A 25,559-nucleotide genomic window follows, 5' to 3' on the forward strand; every position below is an offset into this window, starting at 1 on the left:
CCTGTCAGATGTCGCAGATGCCGTCCGCCATGGTGGCCGCAGCGCCAGCCTCGAGGCCCGCAGCGGTGCCTGTCGTCGCGCCCGCGCGCCGCCGCGCGCTCGCGCCACTGGAGCCCATCGGCACGCGCGCCCGCGTGTTGCTGGGGCTCGCCTTCTTCGTCGTCTTCGTGCTCGTGTGGGCCATCGCCACGCTCGGCGGCTTCGTGCCGCCGACCTTCCTCGCGAGTCCGCCGACCATGGTCAAGGAAGGCTGGCTGCTCTTCACCGAGTACGGCTTCATCGGCGACATCGGCATGACCGTGTGGCGCGTGTTCGGCGGCTTCCTGCTGGCGGCCGTGTTCGCCGTGCCGCTGGGCATCGCCATGGGCACCTGGAAGGCCGTGGAGGCCTTCTTCGAGCCCTTCGTGTCCTTCTGCCGCTACCTGCCGGCCTCGGCCTTCATTCCGCTGCTCATCCTGTGGGCGGGCCTGGGCGAGATGCAGAAGCTGCTGGTGATCTTCATCGGCTCCTTCTTCCAGATCGTGCTGATGGTGGCCGTCACCGTGGGCGGCGCGCGGCGCGACCTCGTGGAAGCTGCCTACACCCTGGGCGCCAACAGCCGAGGCATCGTGGCGCGGGTGCTCATTCCGGGCGCGGCACCGGGCATCGCCGAAACGCTGCGCCTCGTGCTCGGTTGGGCATGGACCTACGTGATCGTGGCGGAGCTCATCGGCTCCTCCTCGGGCATCGGCCACATGATCACCGACAGCCAGGCGCTGCTGAACACCGGCCAGATCATCTTCGGAATCATCGTGATCGGCGTCATCGGCCTTTTGTCCGACTTCGCCTTCAAGGCAATCAACCGCCGTCTCTTCGCGTGGGCAGCACTGTGATGTCGCAGAACCAACTTTCCATCCAGGGTGTCTCCCGCGTCTTCACCGGCGCCAAGGGCCAGCGCACGCAGGCGCTGCAGCCGATCGACTTCGAGGTGAAGGAGAACGACTTCGTCACCATCCTCGGCCCCTCGGGCTGCGGCAAGTCGACGCTGCTGCGCATCGTGGCGGGGCTCGACTTCCCGACCACCGGGCAGGTGCTGCTCGACGGCCAGCGCATCGAAGGCCCCGGCGCCGACCGCGGCGTGGTGTTCCAGAGCTACACGCTCTTTCCGTGGCTCACGGTGGCGCAGAACATCCGCTTCGGCCTGCGCGAGCGCGGCATGAGCGAGGCCGACCAGAAGGAGCGCAGCGAATTCTTCATCGCCAAGGTCGGCCTGCGCGGCTTCGAGAACCACTTCCCGAAGCAGCTCTCCGGCGGCATGCAGCAGCGCACGGCCATCGCGCGCGCGCTGGCCAACGACCCCAAGATGCTGCTGCTGGACGAACCCTTCGGCGCGCTCGACAACCAGACCCGCGTGCTCATGCAGGAGCTGCTGCTGGGCATCTGGGAGTCGGCGCAGAAGACGGTGCTGTTCGTCACGCACGACATCGACGAAGCGATCTTCATGGCCAACCGCGTGGCGGTGTTCAGCGCGCGGCCCGGGCGCATCAAGACCGAGATCGCGGTCGACTTCCCGCACCCACGCAGCTACACCATCAAGACCTCGCCGGAGTTCATGGAAATCAAGGCGCGCCTGACAGAAGAAATCCGCGCCGAATCGATGGCCGCGGCGGAGCATTGACGAAGACACGATGAAACGCGACCTGCCGACCCTCGCGCTGTACGCGCAAGTCATGGATCACATCTCCCGCAAGATCCAGGACGGGACGTGGCCGCCCGGCCACCGCCTGCCGTCGGAGCACGAACTGGTCGCGCAGTTCGGCATGGCGCGCATGACGGTGAACCGCGCGCTGCGCGAGCTGGTGGAGCAGGGCCGCATCGTGCGCGTGGCCGGCGTCGGCAGCTTCGTGGCGGAGAACAAGCCGCAGTCCACGCTGCTGCAGATCGCCAACATCGCCAGCGAGATCCGCCAGCGCGGGCACGACTACCGCTGCGAGATGATCGCCGTCGAGCGCCTCGCCGCCTCGCCCGACGTGGCCGCATGGCTCGACAAGCGCGCCGGCGACTCGGTGTTCCACAGCGTGTGCCTGCACCTGGAGAACGGCACGCCGGTGCAGCTGGAGGAGCGCTTCGTCAACCCGCAGGTGGTGCCCGACTACCTCGAGCAGGACTTCTCGACGACGCCGCCCAGCGAGTACCTGGTGCGCAACGTGCCCTTCGACCAGATCGAGCACGTGGTCGACGCAGTGCTGCCCAACGCCGAGCAGGCCGAGCGCCTCGCGATGACGCCCACCGACCCCTGCCTGCTGCTCACGCGCCGCACCTGGTCGCGCAACGTTCCCGTGACGTGGGTGCGCTGCCTGCACCCCGGTTCGCGCTACAGCCTGGGAAGCCGCTTCAAGGCCGACGGCAACCCCAGCTTCGGCTGATTTTTTTCGTCCCCGAGACCTCCGATTTCACTCGCAACTACTTGTATAGACAGGTTCACATGCCAAGCAAACAAACCGCCCATCCAGATGCCACTTTGACCCTCGTGCCCGGCGAGGTCGACCTTGCGACGCTGCGCCGCATCCAGACCGGTGGCGTGAAGCTTGCGCTCGATGCGTCGGTGCGCGAAGGCATGCAGCGCGCCGAGGCCGCCGTGCGCCACATCGTCGAGAACGACCAGGTGGTCTACGGCATCAACACCGGCTTCGGCAAGCTCGCGAGCACGCGCATCGGCAACGACCACCTGGCCGAGCTGCAGCGCAACCTGGTGCTCTCGCACAGCGTGGGCACCGGCGAGCCGCTGGCCGCGCCTGTCGTGCGCATGATCCTCGCGACCAAGGCGGTGAGCCTGGCGCGCGGCCACTCGGGCGTGCGGCCCGCGCTGGCCGACGCGCTGCTGGCGCTGTTCAACGCGGGCGTGATGCCGCGCATCCCGGCCAAGGGCTCCGTGGGCGCCTCGGGCGACCTCGCGCCGCTCGCGCACCTCGCCTGCGTGCTGATCGGCGAAGGCGAGGCGATGCTGGCCGACGGCCGCGTGGTGAGTGGCGCCGAGGCGATGAAGCACATCGGCCTCGAACCCTTCGTGCTCGGCCCCAAGGAAGGCCTCGCGCTGCTCAACGGCACGCAGGTGTCGACCGCGCTGGCGCTGGCCGGCCTCTTCGGCGCGGAAGACGTATTCGCCTCGGCGCTGATGTCGGGCGCGCTGTCGCTCGAAGCCATCCAGGGCTCCATCAAGCCCTTCGACGCGCGAATCCACGCCGCGCGCGGTCAGCCGGGCCAGATCGCCGTGGCGGGCGCGGTGCGCACGCTGCTCGAAGGCAGCGAGATCGTTCCCTCGCACGCCGACTGCGGCCGCGTGCAGGATCCATATTCCGTGCGCTGCATCCCGCAGGTGATGGGCGCCTGCCTCGACAACCTCGCGCACGCCGCGCGCGTGCTGGTCATCGAAGCCAATGCGGCGTCGGACAACCCGCTGGTCTTCACGGACACGGGCGAGGTCATCTCGGGCGGCAACTTCCACGCCGAGCCCGTCGCCTTCGCGGCCGACATCGTGGCGCTGGCCGTGAGCGAAGTCGGCGCGATCTCCGAGCGCCGCCTCGCGCTGCTGCTGGACAGCGGCCTGTCGGGCCTGCCGCCTTTCCTGGTGCGCGACGGCGGCCTGAACTCCGGCTTCATGATCGCGCAGGTCACGGCCGCGGCGCTTGCCTCGGAGAACAAGTCGCTCGCGCACCCCGCCAGCGTCGACAGCCTGCCGACCTCCGCCAACCAGGAAGACCACGTGTCGATGGCCACCTTCGCGGGCCGCCGCCTGGCCGACATGGTCGACAACACGGCTGTTGTCGTCGGCATCGAAGCGATGGCCGCCGCGCAGGGCATCGAACTCAAACGCAAGCTCAAGAGCTCGCCGCTCGTGGAGGCCGAATTCGCCGCCATCCGCCAGAAGGTCGCCTTCCTCGAAACCGACCGCTATCTCGCCCCCGACATCGAAGCCATGCGCCAGTGGGCGCTGAAGGCCGAGCTGCCGGCCGCGCTGCTCGACATCCTGCCCAGCCACTCGTAAAACACCCCCCGATTAGGAGAACCCGCCATGAACGCTCCCGACAAATTTGCCCTGAACACTGCCACCGACCCGCGCCGCGACCCGACGCGCGTGATCCGCGCCCCGCGCGGCAGCGAGCTCAACTGCAAGAGCTGGCTCACCGAGGCTCCCTTCCGCATGCTGCAGAACAACCTCGACGCCGAGGTGGCCGAGCGCCCGCAGGACCTGGTGGTGTACGGCGGCATCGGCCGCGCCGCGCGCGACTGGGCCTGCTTCGACCAGATCCTCGCCTCGCTGAAGGAGCTGAACGACGACGAGACGCTGCTCATCCAGTCGGGCAAGCCCGTCGGCGTCTTCAAGACGCACGAGAACGCGCCGCGCGTGCTGCTGGCCAATTCGAACCTCGTTCCGAAGTGGGCCAACTGGGAGCACTTCAACGAGCTCGACCGCAAGGGCCTCTTCATGTACGGCCAGATGACGGCCGGCAGCTGGATCTACATCGGCAGCCAGGGCATCGTGCAGGGCACCTTCGAGACCTTCGTGGAGGCCGGCCGCCAGCACTACAACAACAGTCTCGCGGGCAAGTGGATCCTCACGGCCGGCCTGGGCGGCATGGGCGGCGCGCAGCCGCTGGCCGCCACGCTGGCCGGCGCTGTGTCGCTGAACATCGAGTGCCAGCAGTCGAGCATCGACTTCCGCCTGCGCACCCGCTACGTCGACAAGCAGGCGCGCGACATCGACCACGCCTTCGAGCTCATCAAGCAGCATTGCGATGCGAAGGAAGCCGTGTCGATCGCGCTGCTGGGCAACGCGGCCGAAATCCTGCCCGAGCTGGTGAAGCGTGCGAAGGCCGGCGGCCTGAAGCCCGACCTCGTGACCGACCAGACCTCCGCGCACGACCTGATCAACGGCTACCTGCCGGCCGGCTGGACCGTGCCGCAATGGCAGGCCGCCATGAAGGACGCCTCGCAGCATGACGCACTGAAGAAGGCGGCAGCCAGGTCGTGCGCCGTGCACGTGCAGGCCATGCTCGACTTCCAGGCCATGGGCATTCCCACGGTGGACTACGGCAACAACATCCGCCAGGTGGCCTTCGACGAAGGCGTGAAGAACGCCTTCGACTTCCCCGGCTTCGTGCCGGCCTACATCCGCCCGCTCTTCTGCGAGGGCAAGGGCCCGTTCCGCTGGGTGGCGCTCTCGGGCGATCCGGAGGACATCTACAAGACCGACGCGAAGATCAAGGAGCTGTTCCCCGAGAACAGGCACACGCACCGCTGGCTCGACATGGCGCGCGAGCGCATCGCGTTCCAGGGCCTGCCGGCGCGCATCTGCTGGCTGGGCCTGGGCGAGCGCCACATCGCGGGCCTGGCGTTCAACGAGATGGTGAAGAACGGCGAGCTGAAGGCGCCCATCGTCATCGGCCGCGACCACCTCGACACCGGCTCGGTGGCCAGCCCCAACCGCGAGACCGAAGCGATGAAAGACGGCACCGATGCGGTGAGCGACTGGCCGCTGCTCAACGCGCTGCTCAACACCGCAGGCGGCGCCACCTGGGTCAGCCTGCACCACGGCGGCGGCGTGGGCATGGGCTACTCGCAGCACTCGGGCGTGGTGATCGTGTGCGACGGCACCGACGCGGCCGCCAGGCGCATCGAGCGCGTGCTCTTCAACGACCCGGCCACGGGCGTGATGCGCCATGCCGACGCGGGCTACGACATTGCCGTCGCCACCGCGAAGAAGCAGGGCCTGAAGCTGCCGATGGTGAAGTGAGGGCGGGCGCCGCCGCGAAGAACGGCGGCACCTTAAGCCGAAGGTAGAAAGAAAAAGCAGGCCCATTCCCACTCGATGGGAATACGGGCTTGGAAGTGGGAACGGCGGGCAAGATACTGCACGCCGGTTCCATTCATCCGATCGACCGCATGACGACCCCGACCGACGCCCCCGCCAACGACCGCGCGCTCTTCGTGCTGTCGGTGCTGGCGCAGAGCAAGGCGTCGATGACGGCGGCCGAGCTGGTGCGGGCCACGGGCCTCTCGCAAAGCACGCTGTACCGGCAGATCGCCACCTTGCGCCGCTGGGGCTTCGTGATGGAGTCCGACGGCCGCTACTCGCCAGGCCCGGTCAGCGTGCAGCTGGCCACCGGCTTCGACGGCAACTCCGACCTCGTGATCGCGGCTCGCGCCGACATGCGCGCGCTGGCACAGCAGTCGCATGAGAGCGTCGCGCTGGTCACGGCGGTGAACGAGCGCGTCGTGTGCCTTGAGATGATCGACAGCGAACAGTCGCTGCGCTGCTCCTTCGACCGCGGCCGCAGCGTGCCCGCGCGCGACGGCGCCAGCGCCAAGTGCCTGCTGGCCCACATGCCGATCGACCAGCGCGACGCCCTGCTCGACGGCCTCGGCGAAAGCCCCGAGCGCCGCGCCGAGCGCGCCGCCGAACTCGACGCCATCCGCGAGGCCGGCCATGCCGTGACGCACGGCGAGGTTGACGCCGGCGTGTGGGGTGCGAGCGCGCCGGTGCTGGCCCCGGGCCGCCGCCTGCGCGGCGCAATCACGCTGATGGCACCGCTCACGCGCGTCGAGGGCATGGAAGCTGCATTGCTGCACATGACCGTCGTCACGGCGGCGCGCATCTCGCGGGCGCTGCAGTAGCCACGCCGGCTCTTCTTTCTTTTCTTTCCCTCCCACCTCCACTCACACCACGAAAGCCCATCGCCATGAACACCCGCCGCTCCATCGTCGCCGCCGCACTCTCCGGCCTTGCCATCTTCGGTTTCGCGGGTGCCGCGCATGCGCAGGGCGAGCCGCTGCGCGTGGCCACCGACGCCACCTTCCCGCCGATGGAATTCGTGGAGAACGGCAAGCGCACCGGCTTCGACGTGGAACTGGTCGAGGCCATCGGCAAGACGCTGGGCCGAAAGATCGAGTGGATCGACATCGACTTCAAGGGCCTCGTGCCGGGCCTGATCTCCAAGCGCTTCGACATGGCAGTCTCTGGCATCTACATCACCGACGAGCGCAAGAAGGTGGTCGACTTCACCGTGCCCTATTACGCGGGCGGCCTCGTGGTGATGGTGAAGGACGGCAACATGGCCATCAAGACGCCGGCCGACATCAACGGCAAGAAGGTCAGCGTGCAGGTGGGCACCAAGTCGGTGAGCTTCACGAAGGAGAAATTCCCGCAGGTGCAACTGATGGAAGTCGAGAAGAACCAGGAGATGTTCAACCTCGTCGACATCGGCCGCGCCGACGCCGCCGTGACAGGCAAGCCCGCCGCCTACCAGTACGTGCGCACGCGCGGCGGCCTGAAGGTGCTGCCCGAGCAGATCACCACCGAGGAATACGGCATGGCCATCCGCAAGGACACGCCCGAGCTGACCAAGGCGGTGAACGGTGCCATCGAGAAGCTCAAGGCCGACGGCACCTACGACCAGATCGTCAAGAAGTGGTTCAGCACGGCTGCCAAGTAAGCCCGCCATGGATCTCGATTTCTCGCCCGTCTGGGAAGGCTGGCACGACCTGCTGCGCGGCGCGCTGGTCACGGTGGAAATCACCGCCTGCGCGCTGGCGCTGGGCTGCGTGCTGGGCCTGATGGTCGGCATCGGCCGGCTGAACCCGAAGCGGCGCTGGCTCTACGGCATCTGCACCGCCTATGTCGCGGCCATTCGCGGCACGCCGCTGCTGGTGCAGCTGTTCATCCTGTTCTTCGGCCTGCCGCACTTCGGCATCCTGCTGCCGGCCTTCGTGTGCGGCGTGCTGGGGCTCGGCGTGTATTCGGGCGCCTACGTGTCGGAGATCGTGCGCGGCGCGATCCAGTCGATCGACAAGGGCCAGACCATGGCGGCGCAGTCGCTGGGCATGACGCCCGGCCTCGCGATGCGCCACATCGTGCTGCCGCAGGCGGTGGTGCGCATGATTCCGCCGCTGGGCAACGAGTTCATCGCGCTCATCAAGAACTCGGCGCTGGTGTCGTTGCTGACCATCCACGACGTGATGCACGAGGGGCAGAAGATCATCAGCGTGTCGTACCGCTCGCTGGAGGTGTACCTGGCCATCGCGGTCGTGTACTTCGTGCTCACCGGCACGATGACGCTGGTGCTGCGGCATTTCGAACAGCGACTGCGCCAGGGCGGGATGGTGCGATGACGGGCATGCTTCGTCGCTTCTCGCGCGCCTCGCTGCCCGCCACGCCGTGGAAGAACGGCGGCGGCACCACGCAGGAGATCGCCAGCTGGCCGCAGGGCGCGGGGCTCGACAGCTTCGGCTGGCGCGTGAGCATCGCCACCATCGCGGCGGCGGGGCCGTTCTCGGTGTTCGCGGGCGTGGACCGCAGCATCACGCTGCTCGAGGGCGACGGCGTGCGGCTCTTCACGCACGACGGGCGCATCGAACACCGGCTCGACACCGCACTGCAGCCATTCGCTTTCAGCGGCGACGAGGCCATCGACTGCACGCTGCTCGGCGGCGCCTCGAACGACTTCAACGTGATGACGCGGCGCGGCCAGTGGCGCGCCGAAGTCCGCTTGCTGGACGGCGCCACGGCCATCGAGCCCGCGCCGCATGGCGTGCTGCTGGCGCTGCGCGGTGCGTGGCGCCTGGACGACGAAGCCTGCGGCGAGGGCGAAGGCCTGCAGTGGGCCGATGCCGCGCGCGGCTGGCAGGCGATGCCCGAGGGCGCCGGCGCGCGGCTGCTCGCGGTGCGCATCCTGCCGGCCTGAGCTGCCGACGCAACAACAGGAACAACGATGAAACCCGTCAACGAATTTCCCTCGGCCGACGGCCTCTGGACCGGCATCCGCCTTGCCGCCGATGCGGGCGTGGAAGCCGCCATCGTGGTGGAGAAGGGCGCGATCCGCTGGGCCGGCGCCCGCAAAGCGCTGCCGGCCGAATTCGCCGCCCTCGCGCAGCACGACGGCGGTGGCGCGCTCGTCACGCCGGGGCTGGTCGATTGCCACACGCACCTCGTCTACGGCGGCCAGCGCGCCAACGAGTTCGCGATGCGGCTCGCGGGCGCCACGTATGAAGAAGTGGCGAAGGCCGGCGGCGGCATCGTCTCGTCGGTGCGCGCCACGCGCGAGGCCGATGAGGACACGCTGTTAGCGCAGGCCGCCGCCCGGCTCGAACAGCTGCTGGCCGACGGCGTATGCGCCATCGAGATCAAGTCGGGCTACGGCCTCTCGCTGGAGCACGAGCGCAAGCAACTGCGCGTGGCGCGGCGCCTGGGCGAGGCGTACAGCGTGACGGTGCGCACCACTTTTCTCGGCGCGCATGCGCTGCCGCCCGAGTACGCGGGCCGCAGCGGTGAGTACATCGATCTCGTCTGCCGCGAGATGCTGCCCGCGCTCGCGGCCGAAGGCCTGGTCGACGCGGTGGACGTGTTCTGCGAGCGCATCGCCTTCTCGCTCGCCGAGACCGAGCAGGTCTTCAAGGCCGCGAAGGCGCTGGGCCTGCCGGTGAAGCTGCATGCGGAGCAGCTCTCTGACATGGGCGGCGCCGCATTGGCCGCGAGCTACGGCGCGCTCTCGTGCGACCACATCGAGCACCTGTCGGCCGAGGGCATCGAGGCGATGCGCAGATCCGGCACTGTGGCCGTGCTGCTGCCGGGCGCCTACTACACGCTGCGCGACACGCACCTGCCGCCCATCGCCGCGCTGCGCGCCGCGGGCGTGCCGATGGCGGTGTCGACCGACCACAACCCCGGCACCTCGCCCGCGCTGAGCCTGCTGCTGATGGTGAACATGGCCTGCACGCTGTTCCGCCTCATGGTGCCCGAGGCGCTCGACGGCGTCACCGTGCACGCGGCACGCGCGCTGGGCCTGCAGGACACGCACGGCGCCATCGCGCCCGGCATGCCCGCCAACTTCGTGCTGTGGAACGTGCGCGAAGCGGCCGAGCTCGCCTACTGGTTCGGACAGCAGCCCGTGCGCGCGGTGGTGCGGCAAGGGCGCATCGCCATTGGAGCCAACGCATGACGACAAACACCCTTTTCGCTGCCGACGCGCTGCTGCCCGAAGGCTGGGCCCGCAACGTGCTGCTGGCGTGGGACGACGCGGGCTGGCTCACGCAGGTGCAGGCCGGCGCGCAGCGCCCCGCCGGCACCGAGGCCGCGCGCGGCCCCGTGATCCCGGGCATGCCCAACCTGCATTCGCACGCCTTCCAGCGCGCCTTCGCGGGCCTCACGGAACACCGCGCCGAGCAGCACGACAGCTTCTGGAGCTGGCGCACGCTGATGTACCGCTTTGCCGCGCGCCTGGGCCCGCAGCACATGGAAACCATCGCGACCTGGCTCTATGCCGAGATGCTCGAAGCGGGCTACACCGGTGTGTGCGAGTTCCAGTACGTGCACCACGACGTGGACGGCCGCCCCTATGCCGACGACGCCACGCTGAGCCTCGCGCTGCTGCGCGCGGCGAAGAAGGTGGGCATCGGCTTCACGCTGCTGCCGGTGCTCTACCAGACCGGCGGCTTCGGCGAGCAGCCGCCCACCGAGGGGCAGCGCCGCTTCGTGCGCTCCACCGAATCGATGCTGCGCCTGCTCGAAACGCTCAAGCCGCAGTGCGATGCGCAGGGCGCGCGGCTCGGCCTCGCGCCACATTCGCTGCGCGCCGTGCCGCCCGAAGGTTTGCGCGACGCCATCGCGGGGCTCGAAGCCATCGACCGCACGGCGCCCATCCACATCCACATTGCCGAGCAGACCAAGGAAGTGGACGACTGCGTGGCCTGGAGCGGCCTGCGCCCGGTCGAATGGCTGCTGGACCACGCGCCGGTGGACGAGCGGTGGTGCCTGGTGCACGCCACGCACATGAACGACGCCGAGTACGAATACGCGGCCCGCAGCGGCGCGGTGGCGGGCCTGTGCCCGACCACCGAGGCCAACCTGGGCGACGGCATCTTCGATTTCGCCAAATGGCGCAGCCACGGCGGCGCATGGGGCGTGGGCTCCGACAGCCACGCCAGCGTGAACGCGGCGGAAGAGCTGCTGATGCTCGAATACAGCCAGCGCCTGGCCCGGCGCCAGCGCAACGTCGGCGCCAGCGCGGCGCAGCCGCATGTGGCCAGCGCGCTGACGCTGGAGGCTGTGCAGGGCGGGGCGCGGGCCTCGGGCCGCGCCACGGGCGGGCTCGCAGCAGGGCAGCAGGCCGACTTCGTCGTCCTCGACGCCTCGCACGTCGCGCTGCAGGGGCTGAGCGCGCCCGATATGCTTTCGGCCCACGTCTTCGCGAGCCACCGCACTTCGGCCGTCGACGCCGTCTGGGTTGCAGGCCGGCCGCGCGTCTCGGCAGGCCGCCACGCGCTGCACGACGAAGCCGCCGCTGCCTTCGTGGCCGCGCGCACCCAACTGCTGCAGGATTGATCGAACCTCACCCGGACCCCACCATGGCCTTCACCACCAACGAACCGGCGTTTCACTTCCGCCAGGGCACGCGCCCGCTGCTGATCTCCATGCCGCACGTCGGCACCCATGTGCCGCCCGCGCTGGCCGCGCGCCTCACCGAGGAGGCACGCCATGTGCCCGACACCGACTGGCACCTCGAGCGCCTCTACGACTTCGCCGACGAGCTGGGCGCCTCGGTGCTGGTGGCGACGCATTCGCGCTACGTGATCGACCTGAACCGTCCGCCGGACGGCGCCAGCCTGTACCCCGGCCAGAGCGTGACGGGCCTGTGCCCGGTCGACACCTTCGACGACACGCCGCTGTACGCCGACGCCGCCGACGTGCCGGGTGACGAAGAGACCGCGCAGCGCCGCGACGCCATCTGGCAGCCGTATCACGCCAAGCTCGCCGAGGAGCTCGCGCGCATCCGCGCGCAGCACGGCGTGGCCGCGCTGTGGGACGCGCACTCGATCCGCTCGGTGCTGCCGCGCTTCTTCGAAGGCAAGCTGCCCGACCTGAACCTGGGCACCGGCAAGGGCATCAGCTGCGACCCGGTGCTGGCGCAGACGCTGCTGGGCATCGCCGAAAGCGCCACCGGCTACACGGGCGTGCTCAACGGCCGCTTCACCGGCGGCTACATCACGCGCAACTACGGCAATCCCGCGCAGAACGTGCACGCGGTGCAGCTGGAGATGACCCAGTCGAGCTACATGCAGGAGAAGCTCCCCTTCGACTACCTGCCCGAGGTGGCGGCGGGCGTGCAGCCGCACGTGCGGCGGATGATCGAGGCGGTGCTGGCCTTCGTGGAAGGCCGCGCAAAGGGCTGACCGCGGGCAGGGGCAGGCCCCCTTCCTACAATCGGGGGTCTATGAAGCCCGTCACCTACACCCGCGGCCAGGCACTGCCCGGCATCCTCGCCAAGCGCATCGCCATCCTCGACGGCGCCATGGGCACGATGATCCAGCGCTTCAAGCTGACGGAGGAGCAGTACCGCGGCGAGCGCTTCAAGGACTTCGAGCGCGACGTGAAGGGCAACAACGAGCTGCTCTCGCTCACGCGGCCCGACGTGATCCGCGACATCCACGAGGGCTACCTCGCGGCGGGCGCCGACCTCATCGAGACCAACACCTTCGGCGCGACCACCATCGCGCAGGAGGACTACAAGATGGCGCACCTCGCGCGCGAGATGAATCTCGAATCGGCCAGGCTCGCGCGCGCGGCCTGCGACAAGTTCAGCACGCCCGACAAGCCTCGCTTCGTGGCCGGCGCCCTCGGCCCGACGCCCAAGACGGCGAGCATCAGCCCCGACGTGAACGACCCGGGCGCGCGCAACGTCAACTTCGAGGAACTGCGCGCTGCCTACTACGAGCAGACCGAAGCGCTGGTCGAGGGCGGTGCCGACGTGATCCTGGTCGAGACCATCTTCGACACGCTCAATGCCAAGGCCGCGCTGTTCGCGGTCGACGAGTACTTCGACAACAGCGGGCAGCGCCTGCCGCTCATCATCAGCGGCACGGTGACCGATGCCTCGGGCCGCATCCTCAGCGGCCAGACCGTCACCGCCTTCTGGCACAGCGTGCGCCATTCGCAGCCGCTGGCCATCGGCCTGAACTGCGCGCTGGGCGCGGCGCTGATGCGCCCCTACATCCAGGAACTGGCGCGCGTGGCCGGCGACACCTTCATCAGCTGCTACCCGAACGCCGGCCTGCCCAACCCGATGAGCGACACCGGCTTCGACGAGACGCCCGAGGTCACCTCGCGCCTGCTGCACGAGTTCGCCTCCGAGGGGCTGGTAAACATCGTGGGCGGCTGCTGCGGCACCACGCCGGACCACATCGCGGCGATCGGCAAGGCGGTCGCGCCGATGGCTGGCCGGGTGCTGGGCACCAACAACGCCGGCTTCTACAAAGAGGCAGCTTGAGCGCTCCGGCCGCGTCCGCGGCCGATTGACGGGCCCCAGCCCCCGGCCTACGCTGGGGCGCAAGGAGCCTTGCCATGAACTCATCACTCGCCTGGCGCTGGGCCGCCGTCGGCGCGTTGGCCCTGGCGCTGCCGCTCGCCGCGCAGGCGCAGCAGGCCTTCACGCGCGGCGCGGTCAACCTGCGCGCGGGGCCTTCGGGCGACTATCCGCTGGTGGCGCGGCTCGGGCCCGGCCAGCCGCTCGAAGTGGTGGGCTGCACCAGCGGCTACGGCTGGTGCGACGTGGTGCTGCCCGATGGCGGGCGCGGCTGGATCTGGGCGCGCAACCTCGATTACGCCTACCAGGAGCAGCGCGTGCCGCTGGCCACGTACGGCGCGCTGATCGGCGTGCCGATCATCGGCTTCGCGATCGGCAGCTACTGGGCCGACTACTACCGCGACAGGCCCTGGTACGGCGACCGGCGCTGGTGGGGCGGCCGGCCGCCTCCGCCCGTGGCGGGCTGGCGTCCGCCGCCGCCGGTACGGCCCGGATGGCAACCGCATCCGTGGCGGCCGGGGCCGGGGTTCAGGCCGTCCGCGCCGGGCTTCAGGCCACCGCCCGCGCCGGGCATCCGTCCGCCGGTGGACCCGGGAATCAGGCCGCCACGGCCGCAGGCGGGTTTCCGGCCCGGGCCGCCGCCGGGCAAGCCGCATCCGCATCCCGGAGGGGGCGGTGGGCATCGTGGGGGAGGCCGTGGCGGTGACCATGGCGGAGGTCACGGCGGCGGGCACCGGCACTGAGGGCCGGTGCCTCAGTCTTCCGCGACGCGCACCACGCGCTTGCCGAAGTTGCGGCCCTGAAGCAGGCCGATGAACGCATCCGGCGCGTTCTCCAGGCCGTCGATGCGGTCCTCGCGCAGCGTGATCTTGCCGGCCTCGACCCACTCGTCCATCTCGCGCCGGAACGCATCGAAGCGCTCGCCGTAGTGGTCGAGGATGACGAAGCCCTGCATGCGGATGCGCTTCTGCAGCAGCGCCGCCGTCAGCAGCGGCAGCCGGTTCGGGCCCGGGGGCAGTGCCTCGCTGTTGTAGTCGGCGATGTGCCCGCACACCGGCACGCGCGCGCCGATGTTGAGCAGCGGCAGCACCGCGTCGAACACCTCGCCTCCGACGTTCTCGAAGTAGACGTCGATGCCCGTGGGGCAGGCGGCCGCGAGGCGCGCTGCGAACGCCGGGTCGTGGCGGTCGATGCAGGCGTCGAAGCCCAGCACCTCGACTGCGTGGCGGCACTTGTCCGCACCGCCCGCGATGCCCACCACGCGCGCGCCCTTGAGCCTGGCGATCTGCCCGACCACCGAGCCGACGGCGCCGGTCGCGGCCGCCACCACCACCGTCTCGCCCGGCTTGGGCTGGCCGATGTCGAGCAGGCCGACGTGCGCGGTGAAGGCCGGCATGCCGAGCCCGCCGAGCGCCAGCGAGGGCTGAGCCATGTCGCCGAGCGGCATCAGGTCCTGGCCGTCGGACAGCGCGTAGTCCTGCCAGCCGGTGTTGCCGAGCACGAGATCGCCCGGGCGGAACTGCGGATTCCGGGACTCGACGACGCGGTTGACCGTGCCGCCCGGCATCGGCTCGCCCACTTGCACCGAGGCGGGCGCATAGAGCGGCGGCACCTCGTCCATCAGCTGGCGCATGTACGGATCGAGCGAAAGGTGCAGCGTGCGCAGCAGCACCTGGCTCTCGCCGGGCGTGGGAACGGCGGTTTCCTCCAGCCGGAAGTTCTCCGGCGTCGGCAGGCCGCGCGGCCGGGCGGCGAGGACGATGCGGCGGTTGACGGTGTCGACGGCGTTGCTCTTCTGGGACATGGGGCGTGGCTCCTTGGTTAATAGACCAGTCGTCTAGTGCGTGGGCGAAAAAAAGCGGGAGCGCGTTCGCCTCCCGCCGGGTGATTTCCTTCAGTGGTCCGAAGACAGGCCCAACTGCTGCCGGGTGTCGCGCATCGCCGCGTCCAGCGACGAGCGGTCGCGCGTGATCTTGGCCAGCAGGCTGGCGCCGAGCCAGCGCTGGTAGAGCGCGACGGCGACGCCCTGGGCGTCCTGCCCCTGCGGCATCGCCTTGATTGAGCCGTCGGCCCGGCCGGCCTCGATGCAGCCTGCGAGCCGGTCGGTGATGCCGCGGGTGCCGCGCGCCAGCGCCGCGCGCATGCTCTCGGACAGGTCGCAGACCTCGGCGCCAAGCTTGACGACGAGGCAGCGGCTCTGCGCCTCCTCGCCGGTCTGGGAGTCGAGCCAGTCGTCGAAGTAGGCGATCAGGCGCTGGGCGGCGGTGCCGGACCCCTCGGTCAGCAGGGCGTCGGTGCGCCCGAGGTACTCGCTGAAGTAGGCCTCCAGAACCGCCTCGCCGAAGACTTCCTTGGAGCCGAAGTAGTGATAGAACGAGCCCTTCGGCACCTTCGCCGCCGCCAGTACCTCGGCCAGCCCGACGCCGGTGAAGCCCTTTCGCAGCAGCAGCGGATGGGCCACGTCGAGGATGTGCTGGCGGACGTCGGTGATGGGTGCGGCTGCGGCGTTCATGGGCCGCACTCTAGCGGCAATTAGACCAGTCGTCTAGTCTTGCGAGCCAGTGGTGTCGCCGCTGACTTTGGGGCTGCATTCGCCCGCCGCGGCCCGCCCCTTGGCGATCAGATTCACGAAATGCTGGGCTCCCAGGCCGAGTGGGCGCTCACGTGACCACACGACGTCCACCCACAGGTCGAGCCCGTTGCTGAGGTTTTCGAACGGAATCTCGACCAGCGCGCCCGCCGCCACATGGGGCCGCGCGAAGTTGCGCGGCAGCCAGCCCCAGCCCAGCCCGGCGGTGATCAGGCTCAGCGCGGCCAGCGCGTTGTCGGAGCGCCAGACGTGGCGCGCGAACACGAAGCGCGGGTCGCTGGTGGCGAGGTCGCGCCCGGCCACGACGATCTGGCGGGTGTTGGTCAGATGGTCCTCGCGCAGCCGGCCGCCGTTGGCGGCGAGCACGGGATGGTCGGGCGCCATCACCGCCACCATGAGCTCGCTGCCCACTTCCTGGAAGCCTTCGCGCCCGTCGAGGCTGGGCCGCTCGAACACCAGCGCGAGTTGCGCGCGCCCGCTGTGCAGCAGCGCCAGCGCGTCGGCCTGCGGCGCGGCAAGCACCTCGACCTGCAGCAGCGGATGCTCCCGCGCCAGCTCCGACAGCGGGCCCGTCCACGGGGCGGCCAGAAGCTCGGGCGCGATGGCCAGGGTGAGCCGGTCTTCCAGTCCCTGGGTGAGGGCGAGTGCCTGCACCTGCAGCTGCCTGAGCTGCGCCGCCAGCAGCCGCGCCTGCGGCTCCAGCGAGCGCGCGGCGGCCGTGGGCTGGGGCTCGCGGCCGCTGCGGTCGAACAGTTGCAGGTCGAGCTCGGCCTCGAGATTGGCGATGGCCATGCTCACTGCCGACGGCACCCGGCGCAGCGCCCGCGCGGCGGCCGAGAAGGAGCCGTGGTCGATCACGGCCAGGAAGACTTCGACGTTGTCGCTGGAAAAGGCCATGGCGCCGATCTTTCAATAAAACTGAAACAAGTTAACTTTTTATATCAGCCCGGGACAAATAAAGTCCAGTCATCGCATCAACGAACACAGAGAGAAAGCCATGCAAGGGATTCAGCGTCGCATCGTCTACATCAGCCTCTACGAAGGCATCGCCATCGTGGCCGCCAGCGCGGGCCTGGCCCTGATGACGGATGCCGGCCTGGGCCATTCGGGCGCGATGGCGGTGGCGGCCTCGGTCATCGCGGTGATCTGGAACCTGGTCTTCAACTCGCTCTTCGAGCGCTGGGAGTCGCGCCAGGCCGTGCGCGGACGCAGCCTGCGCCGCCGCATCGCGCACGCCATCGGCTTCGAGGGAGGCCTGATCGCCTTCCTGGTGCCGATGTTCGCCTGGGGCTTGGGCGTCACGCTCTGGCAGGCGCTGGTGATGGACCTGGGGCTGGTGGTGTTCTTCCTGGTCTACACCTTCGTCTTCAACTGGGCCTTCGACCGCGTGTTCGGCCTGCCGGCTTCGGCTGCGGCGAAGGTGCCGGTGGCGGCCTGAGGGCCGCCCGGGCAGAGAGGATCAAGGCGGCGTGGCCGCCTTTTTCTTTTGCTCGGCCGCCCGCATCTCGAGCGCGGCCTGCAGCCGCAGCGCCTCCTGCGGCGTGAAGAGTTCCGCCTGCAGCTGTGCCCGCGCGGCTTCGTCGGCCGCGGCGTAGCGCGACAGGCGGCTCTGCCAGTCCTGCTCCTGCCGGTCGAGCGTCGCGAGACGCTGCGCCGCCTCGTAGCCATACTGCTTGGAGCGCTCCTCGAAACGCTCCTGCGGACTGGCGCCGCGTGCTTCCAGTGCGGCGGTCTGCTCGCCCACGGCCAGTTGCGCGACGGAGGCGACGCGATCGGCGCGCTGCTCCGGCGTGAGCCATGTCTCCTCGGTCTTCGCGAGCGCCTGGCGCTTCTGCTCGGCGGTGAGGCCGGCGTTGCGCTCGATCTCCAGCTTCTCGACGCTGAAGCGGTCGAACTTCTCGTCGGCGGCGAACAGGCCCTCGACTTCCTCGGGCGCGAAGTAGCGCGAGCGGATGCCGGCGCGCGCATCGAGGATCCGGCGCAGCCCGGCCGGATCGCCGATGTTGGCGGCCGGCAGGGCCTCCAGCGCGTTGCGGTAGTCGATGTAGCGCTCCAGCAGGCCGAGCGCGCGCACGCGCCATTCGGGCGGCAGGTACCTGTCGATCCTGGCGCGCATCTCGGCCATCAGGCCTTCCTTGTCGCGCGCCTGGCTGCCGTCGAGCATCTGCTCGAAGATGCGCAGCAGGGCGGGCGTCAGCAGCGGATCGGGGGCGTGGGGGCTTGCGTCTGGCGCGGATCTGGAGACATCGGGAAGGTCCGACGAGGTGGCCGGCAGGGCTGCCGATACGACCGCGGGAGCCGGAGCCTCCTCGCCGCCGGCCAGCCACCACGCGGTGCCCGCGGCCAGCACCGCCGCGGCCGCCGCGAGCGGCAGCAGGAGCTTGCGGGGCATCGTCTCCTCAGAGGCCGAGTTGCTTCAGTCTCGCCGCCTGGTTCACGTACAGCGTCACCGGGCTCACCGAGAAAAGGTCGCGCAGGCCGAGCATCTGGTTGACCTCGTCCAGGTGGTTCTGCCTGTAGCTGCCGAGGTAGGTGCCCAGGTGCGAGCTGCAGGCCGATGCGAGCCCGTCGTTGGGCTCGCCGTGCACCACGCTCGTCAGCGACAGCGCGTAGTCGGAGGCGTCGAACACGTTGGTCAGCGGCTGGGTGCCCGACCAGGAGAAGTAGCGCACCCCGTTGACCAGCTCGGTGCCGTTGCCGCAGGCGGTGGTGGGCACGCCGTCGGGGAACTTGGCGTTGAACTTCGCCGAGCCGGCGGTGTTGAGCGAATCCAGCGCACCCAGCCCGTTCTGCGGCGTGTTGTTGCCCGAGAGAATGCCGATGAGGCTGGAGAACGCGTTGACCACGCTCACCACCACGGCGCGGCTGATGCTGCCGTCCGGCAGCGTGTTGCCGAGCACGTCGGCCACCTTGCTGCCCTTGTGCGGGCTGCCCACGGTGGTGACGGAGGCCACCAGCTGCGGCGCCACGCCCGAGACGTAGCGCGCCGTGGGGCCGCCGTGCGAATGGCCGATCAGGTTGACCTTGCTCGCGCCGGTCAGCGCCAGGACGTCCTTGACCTGCTTGAGCAGCTGCTCGCCGCGCACCTCGCTGCTGTTGGTGGCCGCCACCTCGGCGACGAAGACCTTGGCGCCCTGCGCGCGCAGTTCGCCCGGAATGCCGTACCAGTAGTCGATGCCGGCGATGGTGTCGAAACCCAGCATGCCGTGCACCAGCACGATCGGATAGGCCGTCTGCGCGCTGGTGTTGGCCGCTTGTGCCGTCTGCGCCAGGGGCGCGAGCGCCAGCATGCCGCACACCAGCAGCGCGCCGGCCGTCCGCCGGGCCGCGCCGCCCTGTTTGCTGCCCGTCGCCTCGGTCCTCGAAGCCGCATTCCTCTTCATTCGAATCATCGGAACTCCCTGTGTCGGTTGGTAGGGTGGGGGCACGCAAAAACGAACGAGCGTGCACTTTTCATTCTGCGAAACCGACCGGGCCGGATCGATCCGGACTTTCCCTTTCATGATTCGGACTTACTCCTGCAGCCCCTGCGGCGTATGGGAGGGCGATAGACTCCCCCAACCCGCGCACGAATAACCGCTTTTGCCTCCGAGTCCAACCATGTCTTCCCCAATGCCGCCTCCCATGAAGCTTTCAGGCCTGGAGCCGGTCTCCATCGGCGAAGGCACGCTGTTCGTCAACATTGGCGAGCGCACCAACGTCACGGGCTCCAAGGCCTTCGCGCGCATGATCCTCAACGGCCAGTTCGAAGAAGCGCTGGCGGTGGCGCGCCAGCAGGTCGAGAACGGTGCGCAGGTGATCGACGTGAACATGGACGAGGCCATGCTCGACAGCAAGGCCGCGATGGTGCGCTTCCTCAACCTCATCGCCAGCGAGCCCGACATCGCGCGCGTGCCGGTGATGGTCGACAGCTCGAAGTGGGAGGTCATCGAGGCGGGCCTGCGCTGCATCCAGGGCAAGGGCATCGTCAACTCGATCTCCATGAAGGAGGGCGTCGACAAGTTCAAGCACGAAGCCAAGCTGGTGAAGCGCTACGGCGCCGCCGCCGTGGTGATGGCCTTCGACGAGAAGGGCCAGGCCGACACCTACGCGCGCAAGATCGAGATCTGCGAGCGCGCCTACCGCATCCTGGTGGACGAGGTGGGCTTCCCGCCCGAGGACATCATCTTCGACCCGAACATCTTCGCCATCGCCACCGGCATCGAGGAGCATGACAACTACGCGGTCGACTTCATCGAGGCCACGCGCTGGATCAAGCAGAACCTGCCAGGCGCGAAGGTGTCGGGCGGCGTGTCGAACGTCAGCTTCAGCTTCCGCGGCAACGACCCGGTGCGCGAGGCGATCCACACCGTGTTCCTGTACCACGCGATCAAGGCGGGCATGGACATGGGCATCGTCAACGCCGGCATGGTGGGCGTGTACGACGAGGTCGAGCCCACGCTGCGCGAGCGCGTGGAAGACGTGGTGCTCAACCGCCGCCCCGACGCCGGCGAGCGCCTGGTCGAGATCGCCGAGAGCGCCAAGGGCGCGGCCAAGGACGACAGCAAGAAGCTCGAATGGCGCGGCACGCCCGAGCAGCCCGTGCCGGTGGCGCAGCGCCTGTCGCACGCTCTGGTGCACGGCATCACCGAGTTCATCACCGAAGACACCGAAGAGGCCTACCGCGCGATCCTCGCGAGGGGCGGCCGTCCGCTGCACGTGATCGAAGGTCCGCTGATGGACGGCATGAACGTGGTCGGCGACTTGTTCGGGCAGGGCAAGATGTTCCTGCCGCAGGTGGTGAAGTCGGCCCGCGTGATGAAGCAGGCCGTGGCGCACCTCATTCCCTACATCGAGGAAGAGAAGCGCCAGGACGAGGCGGCCGGGCGCGACGTGCGCTCCAAGGGCAAGATCATCATCGCCACCGTGAAGGGCGACGTGCACGACATCGGCAAGAACATCGTCACCGTCGTGCTCCAGTGCAACAACTTCGAGGTGGTGAACATGGGCGTGATGGTCCCGTGCCACGAGATCCTCGCGAAGGCGAAGGTCGAGGGCGCGGACATCGTGGGCCTGTCGGGCCTCATCACGCCGAGCCTCGAAGAAATGCAGTACGTGGCCGGCGAGATGCAGAAGGACGACCACTTCCGCATCCGCAAGATCCCCCTCTTGATCGGCGGCGCCACCACCAGCCGCGTGCACACGGCCGTGAAGATCGCGCCGCACTACGAGGGGCCGGTGGTCTACGTGCCCGACGCCTCGCGCAGCGTGAGCGTGGCGCAGAGCCTGCTGAGCGACCAGGCGGCTGCGTACATCGAGGAGATCAACGCCGACTACGTCAAGGTGCGCGAGCAGCACGCCAACAAGAAGCAGGTGCCGCTGTGGCCGCTGGCCAAGGCGCGCGCCAACAAGACGCCCATCGATTTCGCGAACTACCTGCCGCCGGTGCCGAAGTTCATCGGCCGGCGCGTGTTCAGGAACTTCGACCTCACCGAGCTCGCGAAGTACATCGACTGGGGCCCGTTCTTCCAGACCTGGGACCTCGCCGGCCCGTTCCCGGCCATCCTGAAGGACGAGATCGTCGGCACCGAGGCCGTGCGCGTGTATGCCGACGGCCAGCGCATGCTCAAGCGTCTCATCGAGGGCCGCTGGCTCAGCGCGAGCGGCGTGGTGGGCTTCTGGCCCGCCAACACCGTGAACGACGACGACATCGAGCTCTACACCGACGAATCGCGCAGCGAGGTGGCGCTCACCTGGTACGGCATGCGCCAGCAGACCGAGAAGCACGAGATCGACGGCGTGATGCGCCCGAGCCGCTGCCTGGCCGACTTCGTCGCGCCCAGGGACAGCGGCGTGAAGGACTACGTCGGCATGTTCGCCGTGACCGCCGGCCTGGGCGTGGAGAAGAAGGAGAAGTACTTCGTCGACGACCTCGACGACTACTCCGCCATCATGCTCAAGGCCCTTGCCGACCGGCTGGCCGAAGCCTTCGCCGAGGCGCTGCATCACCGCGTGCGCACCGACCTGTGGGGCTACGCGAGCGACGAGAGCCTGAGCAACGACGACATGATCGCGGAGAAGTACCGCGGCATCCGCCCCGCGCCCGGCTACCCGGCCTGCCCCGACCACAGCGTGAAGAAGCCCATGTTCGACCTTCTGAACTGCGCGGACATTGGCATGAGCCTGACGGAAAGCCTCGCTATGATGCCCGCCGCCAGCGTGAGCGGGTTCTACCTGAGCCACCCCGATTCGACGTACTTCAACGTCGGCAAGATCGGACACGACCAGTTACAGGACCAGGCCGCGCGGCGCAAGGAAAGCGAAGCCGACCTCGAACGCCTGCTCGCGCCCAACCTTTGAACCTGCCGGCCGGCGCGGCCGTCCGGCACCGGGAGTCGTTATTCAGAAGCTGATGTTTGCAGCCGCGCACTACGCGGCCCTGGCGATTTTCGTGACGGGCTGCTGGGGCTATGGACGCGCGCTGCTGGGCCGCCTCGCGCCTCCCCCGCGCCGCGACGCGGGGCTCGAAGCCGCCATGGCCGTGGCCCTGGGCGTGGGAATCTTCATCTGCGCCTTGCAGGCCCTGGCCATCTTCGGAGCCTTCAGGCCCGGCGCGACCGCGGCGATCGTCGCCGTGGGCGTGGCAGCCGCGGCGCTCCAGTTGCCCTCATGGCTGCGCGAGCGGCGCACGCTGTTGCTCGCGAACCCGCCCGCGGCGCCGTGGAGCTACGTCGAGCGCGTCGCGGCGATCGCGCTGGCGCTGGTCGTGCTGCCCGCGCTGGCCGCCCCGCTTGCGCCGCCCATCGCCTTCGACGAGCTGATGTACCACCTGCCCTACGCTCGGCAGGTCGCCGAGCAAGGCTCGCTGGGCATCCACGACTGGCTGCGCTACCCCTGGTTCCCGTACAACTACAACCTGCTGTATGCCGGTGCGCTGCAGCTGGGCGACGACGTGCTGCCGCACTTCCTGAACGGCCTGGCCGGAGCGCTGTCGGTGGTCATGGTCTACCGCCTGGGCATGCTGCATGCCGGCCGGCTCACCGCGTGCATCGGCGCGGCCATCTGGCTGGGGCTCGGCGACTACTCCAACGCGCTGATCGACATGGGCGTGGCGCTCTTCGTGCTCTCGGCCTGCGTGGCGCTGTGGTGGTGGCGCGAGTCCGAGATCGGCAAGCCTGTGCACGGTGGCATCCGCTGGCTCGGCCTGGCGGCCTTCTGCCTGGGCGTGGCCGCGGGCTCGAAGTACCAGGCGCTGGTCTTCCTGCCGCTGGTGGCGCCCTTCGTCTTCCGCCACGAGCGCAGCCTCAAGGCCTGGGCGCTGATGTTCGCCTGCTTCCTGATTCCCTGCGTGTACTGGTACGCACGCAACGCCATCATGACCGGCGACCCGTTCAACCCCATCGGCGCGCGCGTGTTCGGTTTCACCGAATGGACGCCGGCCGACTACGTGCAGCAGGTGGCCGACGTGCGCGTGCATGCCGAGCTGCCCAACGCGCTGCTGTGGTCGGTGTTCTTCGCGCCGTTCAGCCCGCTGTGGAAGCGCTCCGCGGCGGTGCGCGCGGCCGGCTGGTTCTGCCTGTACTCGGTGGTCGTCTGGGTCGCGACCTCGCGCTATCCGCGCTACCTGACGGCCTCGTTCCCGCTGCTGGCGGCCATCGCGGCCGTCGGCTGGCAGGTGGTGTTCGGCTGGATCGCCGCGGGCTTTCGCCGCTTGGCCGGGGGCAAGGGTGCGGCAGCCGACGTTCCGCCCGCCGCCGTCACCGCGCGTACCCCGGCCCGCGTGGGCGACTGGGCGATCGTGCTGCTGCTGGCGGTGCTGGCCGCGGTTTCCGTGCGCCAGACGGCTGCCAAGGTCGCGCTGGTCGCCACCACGCCGGAGGCCCGTGAAGCCGTGCTGCGCAAGCACGTGCCGGGCTACGCGGCCATGGACTACCTGCGGCGCAACGCCAAGGGTCGCGTCTATCAGATCGCGCTGAACGAGGCGATCTACTACGGCCCCAACCCCATCTGGGGCGACACCCTCGGGCCCTGGCGCTACACCGACTTCGGGCGCCTGTCGGGCGGCGATCTCGCGCGCAAGCTCTCGGGCATGGGCTTCGTTGCCATCGTGCTGCCCGATTCGGTGGTGCCGGTCTTCACCGCGCGCATCGACTTCGACAAGTACTTCGCCGTGGAATACCAGAAGGACGGCAGCCGCGTCTACCGTATCCTTCCCGTCGCACCATGAACGACGCGGCAGACATCTCCACCAATACCCGGCAAGGCCTCGGAGGCAGCGGCGGCCGCGGCCTGCGCGTCGCCGTGGTCATCCCCTGCTACAACGAGGCGCTGGCCATCGAACAGGTGGTTCGGGGCTTTCGCGCCGCGCTGCCGGAAGCCGACATCCACGTCTTCGACAACAACTCCAGCGACGACACGGCCGCCGTGGCGCGCGCGGCCGGCGCCACCGTCACCCACGTGGCCCTGCGAGGCAAGGGCAACGTGGTGCGGCGCATGTTCGCCGACGTCGACGCCGACGTGTACGTGATGACCGACGGCGACGCCACCTACGACGCGGGCGCCGCGCCGCGCCTCGTCGAACGTCTGGTGAACGACAACCTCGACATGGTGGTCGGCAGCCGCGTGGACGACGGCCAGGACGTGCACACCTACCGCGCGGGCCACCGCTTCGGCAACCGCATGCTCACGGGCGCGGTGGCGCAGCTCTTCGGCGGCGGGCTCACCGACATGCTCTCGGGCTACCGCGTGTTCTCGCGGCGCTATGCCAAGTCGTTCCCGGCGCTGTCGCGGGGCTTCGAGACGGAGACCGAGCTCACCGTGCACGCGCTCGAACTGCGCATGCCCTATGCGGAGGAAGCCACCGCCTACAGCACGCGTCCCGAAGGCTCGGTGAGCAAGCTCTCGACCTACCGCGACGGCTGGCGCATCCTCAAGACCATCTGCAAGCTGTTCGTGAGCGAACGGCCGCTGCAGTTCTTCTCGATCATCGGCGCGCTGCTGGCGCTGATGTCGGTCGCGCTGGTCGTGCCGGTCTTCATGACCTACGTGCAGACCGGACTGGTGCCCCGCTTGCCCACCGCGGTGCTGGCCACCGGGGCGATGCTGGCGGCGATGCTCTCCTTCGTGTGCGGCGTCATCATGCAAGCCATCACCTTGGGCCGACGTGAGGCCAAGCGGCTGAGCTACCTCGCGATTCCGAGCGTGCGCGAACGGGTGTCGCGCGGCTTGGCGGCCGGCCCACGATGAAGATAGGCCGCGAGTTCCTCGTCTTCGCCGCCGTCGGCGTGATCGGGCTCGTGGTCGACGTGGTGGTGCTGTACCTGCTGGCGCCGCTGCTGGGCTGGTACGCGGCGCGCGTGGTGTCGTTCCTCGCGGCGGCGACCACCACCTGGGCCTTCAACCGCCGCTACACCTTCGCGGCCAGCGCGGCGGCCGGCCGTTCCATCTGGCGCGAATACCTGGGCTATCTCGCGACCATGACCGCGGGCGCGGTGCTCAACTACGGTGCCTACGTGCTCACGCTGCACTGGGTGGAAGGCCGCTGGGCCGCGGCGCTCGGCGTGGCGCTGGGCAGCCTCGCGGGCATGAGCGCCAACTTCCTGTCGGCGCGTTATCTCGTCTTCCGGTCGCACCGCAACGGCTGAGGCCGGTGGTGC

Annotated in this window: 24 protein-coding genes; 19 read left to right on the top strand and 5 right to left on the bottom strand. The window is 69.3% G+C overall.

Annotated elements, in window-relative coordinates:
• The first annotated feature begins 17 nt into the window (after window positions 1–17).
• The 14 genes from ABL844_RS01200 to ABL844_RS01265 all read left to right on the top strand — a co-directional run bounded on the left by ABL844_RS01200 (window position 18) and on the right by ABL844_RS01265 (window position 14,077).
• Window positions 18–872 (top strand): ABC transporter permease, encoded by an 855-nt coding sequence (locus ABL844_RS01200; protein ID WP_418120425.1) that lies wholly within the window; start codon window positions 18–20, stop codon window positions 870–872.
• Window positions 872–1,657: an ABC transporter ATP-binding protein gene (locus tag ABL844_RS01205; RefSeq protein WP_369660081.1), complete on the top strand. Its 786-nt coding sequence runs from the start codon at window positions 872–874 to the stop codon at window positions 1,655–1,657. The genes ABL844_RS01200 and ABL844_RS01205 overlap by 1 nt, the downstream gene beginning before the upstream one ends.
• A gap of 10 nt (window positions 1,658–1,667) precedes the next feature.
• Window positions 1,668–2,405: a histidine utilization repressor gene (gene hutC, locus ABL844_RS01210; RefSeq protein WP_418130244.1), complete on the top strand. Its 738-nt coding sequence runs from the start codon at window positions 1,668–1,670 to the stop codon at window positions 2,403–2,405.
• Window positions 2,406–2,464: 59 nt separating this feature from the next.
• Window positions 2,465–4,024, top strand: a complete 1,560-nt coding sequence (hutH, locus tag ABL844_RS01215; protein ID WP_418130245.1) for a histidine ammonia-lyase — start codon at window positions 2,465–2,467, stop codon at window positions 4,022–4,024.
• 27 nt (window positions 4,025–4,051) lie between these two features.
• A complete protein-coding gene (gene hutU, locus ABL844_RS01220; protein ID WP_418130246.1) occupies window positions 4,052–5,773 on the top strand; it encodes a urocanate hydratase in 1,722 nt (573 codons plus the stop codon).
• Between the two features lie 149 nt (window positions 5,774–5,922).
• Entirely contained in the window at window positions 5,923–6,654 is a 732-nt protein-coding gene (locus ABL844_RS01225) for an IclR family transcriptional regulator (RefSeq protein WP_126022522.1), read from the top strand.
• Between the two features lie 65 nt (window positions 6,655–6,719).
• Window positions 6,720–7,472 carry a transporter substrate-binding domain-containing protein gene (locus tag ABL844_RS01230; RefSeq protein ID WP_418130247.1) on the top strand — a complete coding sequence of 251 codons (753 nt, stop codon included), beginning with the start codon at window positions 6,720–6,722 and terminating at the stop codon, window positions 7,470–7,472.
• 7 nt (window positions 7,473–7,479) lie between these two features.
• A complete protein-coding gene (locus tag ABL844_RS01235; RefSeq protein ID WP_418118703.1) occupies window positions 7,480–8,148 on the top strand; it encodes an amino acid ABC transporter permease in 669 nt (222 codons plus the stop codon).
• 5 nt (window positions 8,149–8,153) lie between these two features.
• On the top strand, window positions 8,154–8,720 hold the full coding sequence (locus ABL844_RS01240; RefSeq protein ID WP_418131866.1) for a HutD family protein: 567 nt from the start codon (window positions 8,154–8,156) through the stop codon (window positions 8,718–8,720).
• A 27-nt stretch (window positions 8,721–8,747) separates the two neighbouring features.
• Complete coding sequence (hutI, locus tag ABL844_RS01245; RefSeq protein ID WP_418130248.1) at window positions 8,748–9,974, top strand: imidazolonepropionase; 1,227 nt, start codon at window positions 8,748–8,750, stop codon at window positions 9,972–9,974.
• Window positions 9,971–11,356, top strand: coding sequence for a formimidoylglutamate deiminase (locus ABL844_RS01250; protein WP_418130249.1), 1,386 nt, complete (start codon window positions 9,971–9,973; stop codon window positions 11,354–11,356). Before hutI ends, ABL844_RS01250 begins: the two co-directional genes overlap by 4 nt.
• Before the next feature lie 23 nt (window positions 11,357–11,379).
• Window positions 11,380–12,204: an N-formylglutamate deformylase gene (hutG, locus tag ABL844_RS01255; protein ID WP_418130250.1), complete on the top strand. Its 825-nt coding sequence runs from the start codon at window positions 11,380–11,382 to the stop codon at window positions 12,202–12,204.
• A gap of 41 nt (window positions 12,205–12,245) precedes the next feature.
• Window positions 12,246–13,298, top strand: a complete 1,053-nt coding sequence (locus tag ABL844_RS01260) for a homocysteine S-methyltransferase family protein (RefSeq protein ID WP_418130251.1) — start codon at window positions 12,246–12,248, stop codon at window positions 13,296–13,298.
• A 74-nt stretch (window positions 13,299–13,372) separates the two neighbouring features.
• Complete coding sequence (locus ABL844_RS01265) at window positions 13,373–14,077, top strand: SH3 domain-containing protein (RefSeq protein ID WP_418130252.1); 705 nt, start codon at window positions 13,373–13,375, stop codon at window positions 14,075–14,077.
• Window positions 14,078–14,088: 11 nt separating this feature from the next.
• Here ABL844_RS01265 and ABL844_RS01270 read toward each other — a convergent pair whose 3' ends face one another.
• The 3 genes from ABL844_RS01270 to ABL844_RS01280 form a co-directional block, all read right to left on the bottom strand.
• Window positions 14,089–15,138: an NADP-dependent oxidoreductase gene (locus ABL844_RS01270; protein ID WP_418130253.1), complete on the bottom strand. Its 1,050-nt coding sequence runs from the start codon at window positions 15,136–15,138 to the stop codon at window positions 14,089–14,091.
• A gap of 90 nt (window positions 15,139–15,228) precedes the next feature.
• On the bottom strand, window positions 15,229–15,846 hold the full coding sequence (locus ABL844_RS01275; protein WP_126022513.1) for a TetR/AcrR family transcriptional regulator: 618 nt from the start codon (window positions 15,844–15,846) through the stop codon (window positions 15,229–15,231).
• Window positions 15,847–15,879: 33 nt separating this feature from the next.
• A complete protein-coding gene (locus ABL844_RS01280) occupies window positions 15,880–16,821 on the bottom strand; it encodes a LysR family transcriptional regulator (RefSeq protein WP_418130254.1) in 942 nt (313 codons plus the stop codon).
• A 100-nt stretch (window positions 16,822–16,921) separates the two neighbouring features.
• On the opposite strand from ABL844_RS01280, the gene ABL844_RS01285 reads away from it, so the two are divergent.
• Window positions 16,922–17,362 (top strand): PACE efflux transporter, encoded by a 441-nt coding sequence (locus tag ABL844_RS01285; RefSeq protein WP_418130255.1) that lies wholly within the window; start codon window positions 16,922–16,924, stop codon window positions 17,360–17,362.
• 21 nt (window positions 17,363–17,383) lie between these two features.
• On the opposite strand, the gene ABL844_RS01290 is transcribed toward ABL844_RS01285, so the two are convergent.
• Together ABL844_RS01290 and ABL844_RS01295 are read right to left on the bottom strand one after the other, a co-directional pair.
• On the bottom strand, window positions 17,384–18,316 hold the full coding sequence (locus tag ABL844_RS01290) for a lipase secretion chaperone (RefSeq protein ID WP_418130256.1): 933 nt from the start codon (window positions 18,314–18,316) through the stop codon (window positions 17,384–17,386).
• 7 nt (window positions 18,317–18,323) lie between these two features.
• A complete protein-coding gene (locus tag ABL844_RS01295; protein WP_369662499.1) occupies window positions 18,324–19,214 on the bottom strand; it encodes an esterase/lipase family protein in 891 nt (296 codons plus the stop codon).
• Between the two features lie 334 nt (window positions 19,215–19,548).
• Between ABL844_RS01295 and metH the strand changes: the two genes are divergently transcribed.
• Genes metH through ABL844_RS01315 form a run of 4 tightly spaced genes read left to right on the top strand, consistent with a single transcriptional unit; the run spans window position 19,549 to window position 25,547 of the window.
• Entirely contained in the window at window positions 19,549–22,263 is a 2,715-nt protein-coding gene (metH, locus tag ABL844_RS01300) for a methionine synthase (protein WP_418130257.1), read from the top strand.
• 52 nt (window positions 22,264–22,315) lie between these two features.
• The gene (locus ABL844_RS01305; protein ID WP_418130258.1) at window positions 22,316–24,130 is read left to right on the top strand and encodes an ArnT family glycosyltransferase; all 1,815 of its coding nucleotides are present in this window, start codon (window positions 22,316–22,318) and stop codon (window positions 24,128–24,130) included.
• Complete coding sequence (locus ABL844_RS01310) at window positions 24,127–25,149, top strand: glycosyltransferase family 2 protein (RefSeq protein WP_418130259.1); 1,023 nt, start codon at window positions 24,127–24,129, stop codon at window positions 25,147–25,149. Before ABL844_RS01305 ends, ABL844_RS01310 begins: the two co-directional genes overlap by 4 nt.
• The gene (locus ABL844_RS01315; protein WP_126022507.1) at window positions 25,146–25,547 is read left to right on the top strand and encodes a GtrA family protein; all 402 of its coding nucleotides are present in this window, start codon (window positions 25,146–25,148) and stop codon (window positions 25,545–25,547) included. The genes ABL844_RS01310 and ABL844_RS01315 overlap by 4 nt, the downstream gene beginning before the upstream one ends.
• The last annotated feature ends 12 nt before the right edge of the window (window positions 25,548–25,559 follow it).

The organism is Variovorax sp. 278MFTsu5.1, from assembly GCF_048305045.1.
GTDB classification, from domain to species: domain Bacteria; phylum Pseudomonadota; class Gammaproteobacteria; order Burkholderiales; family Burkholderiaceae_C; genus Variovorax; species Variovorax guangxiensis.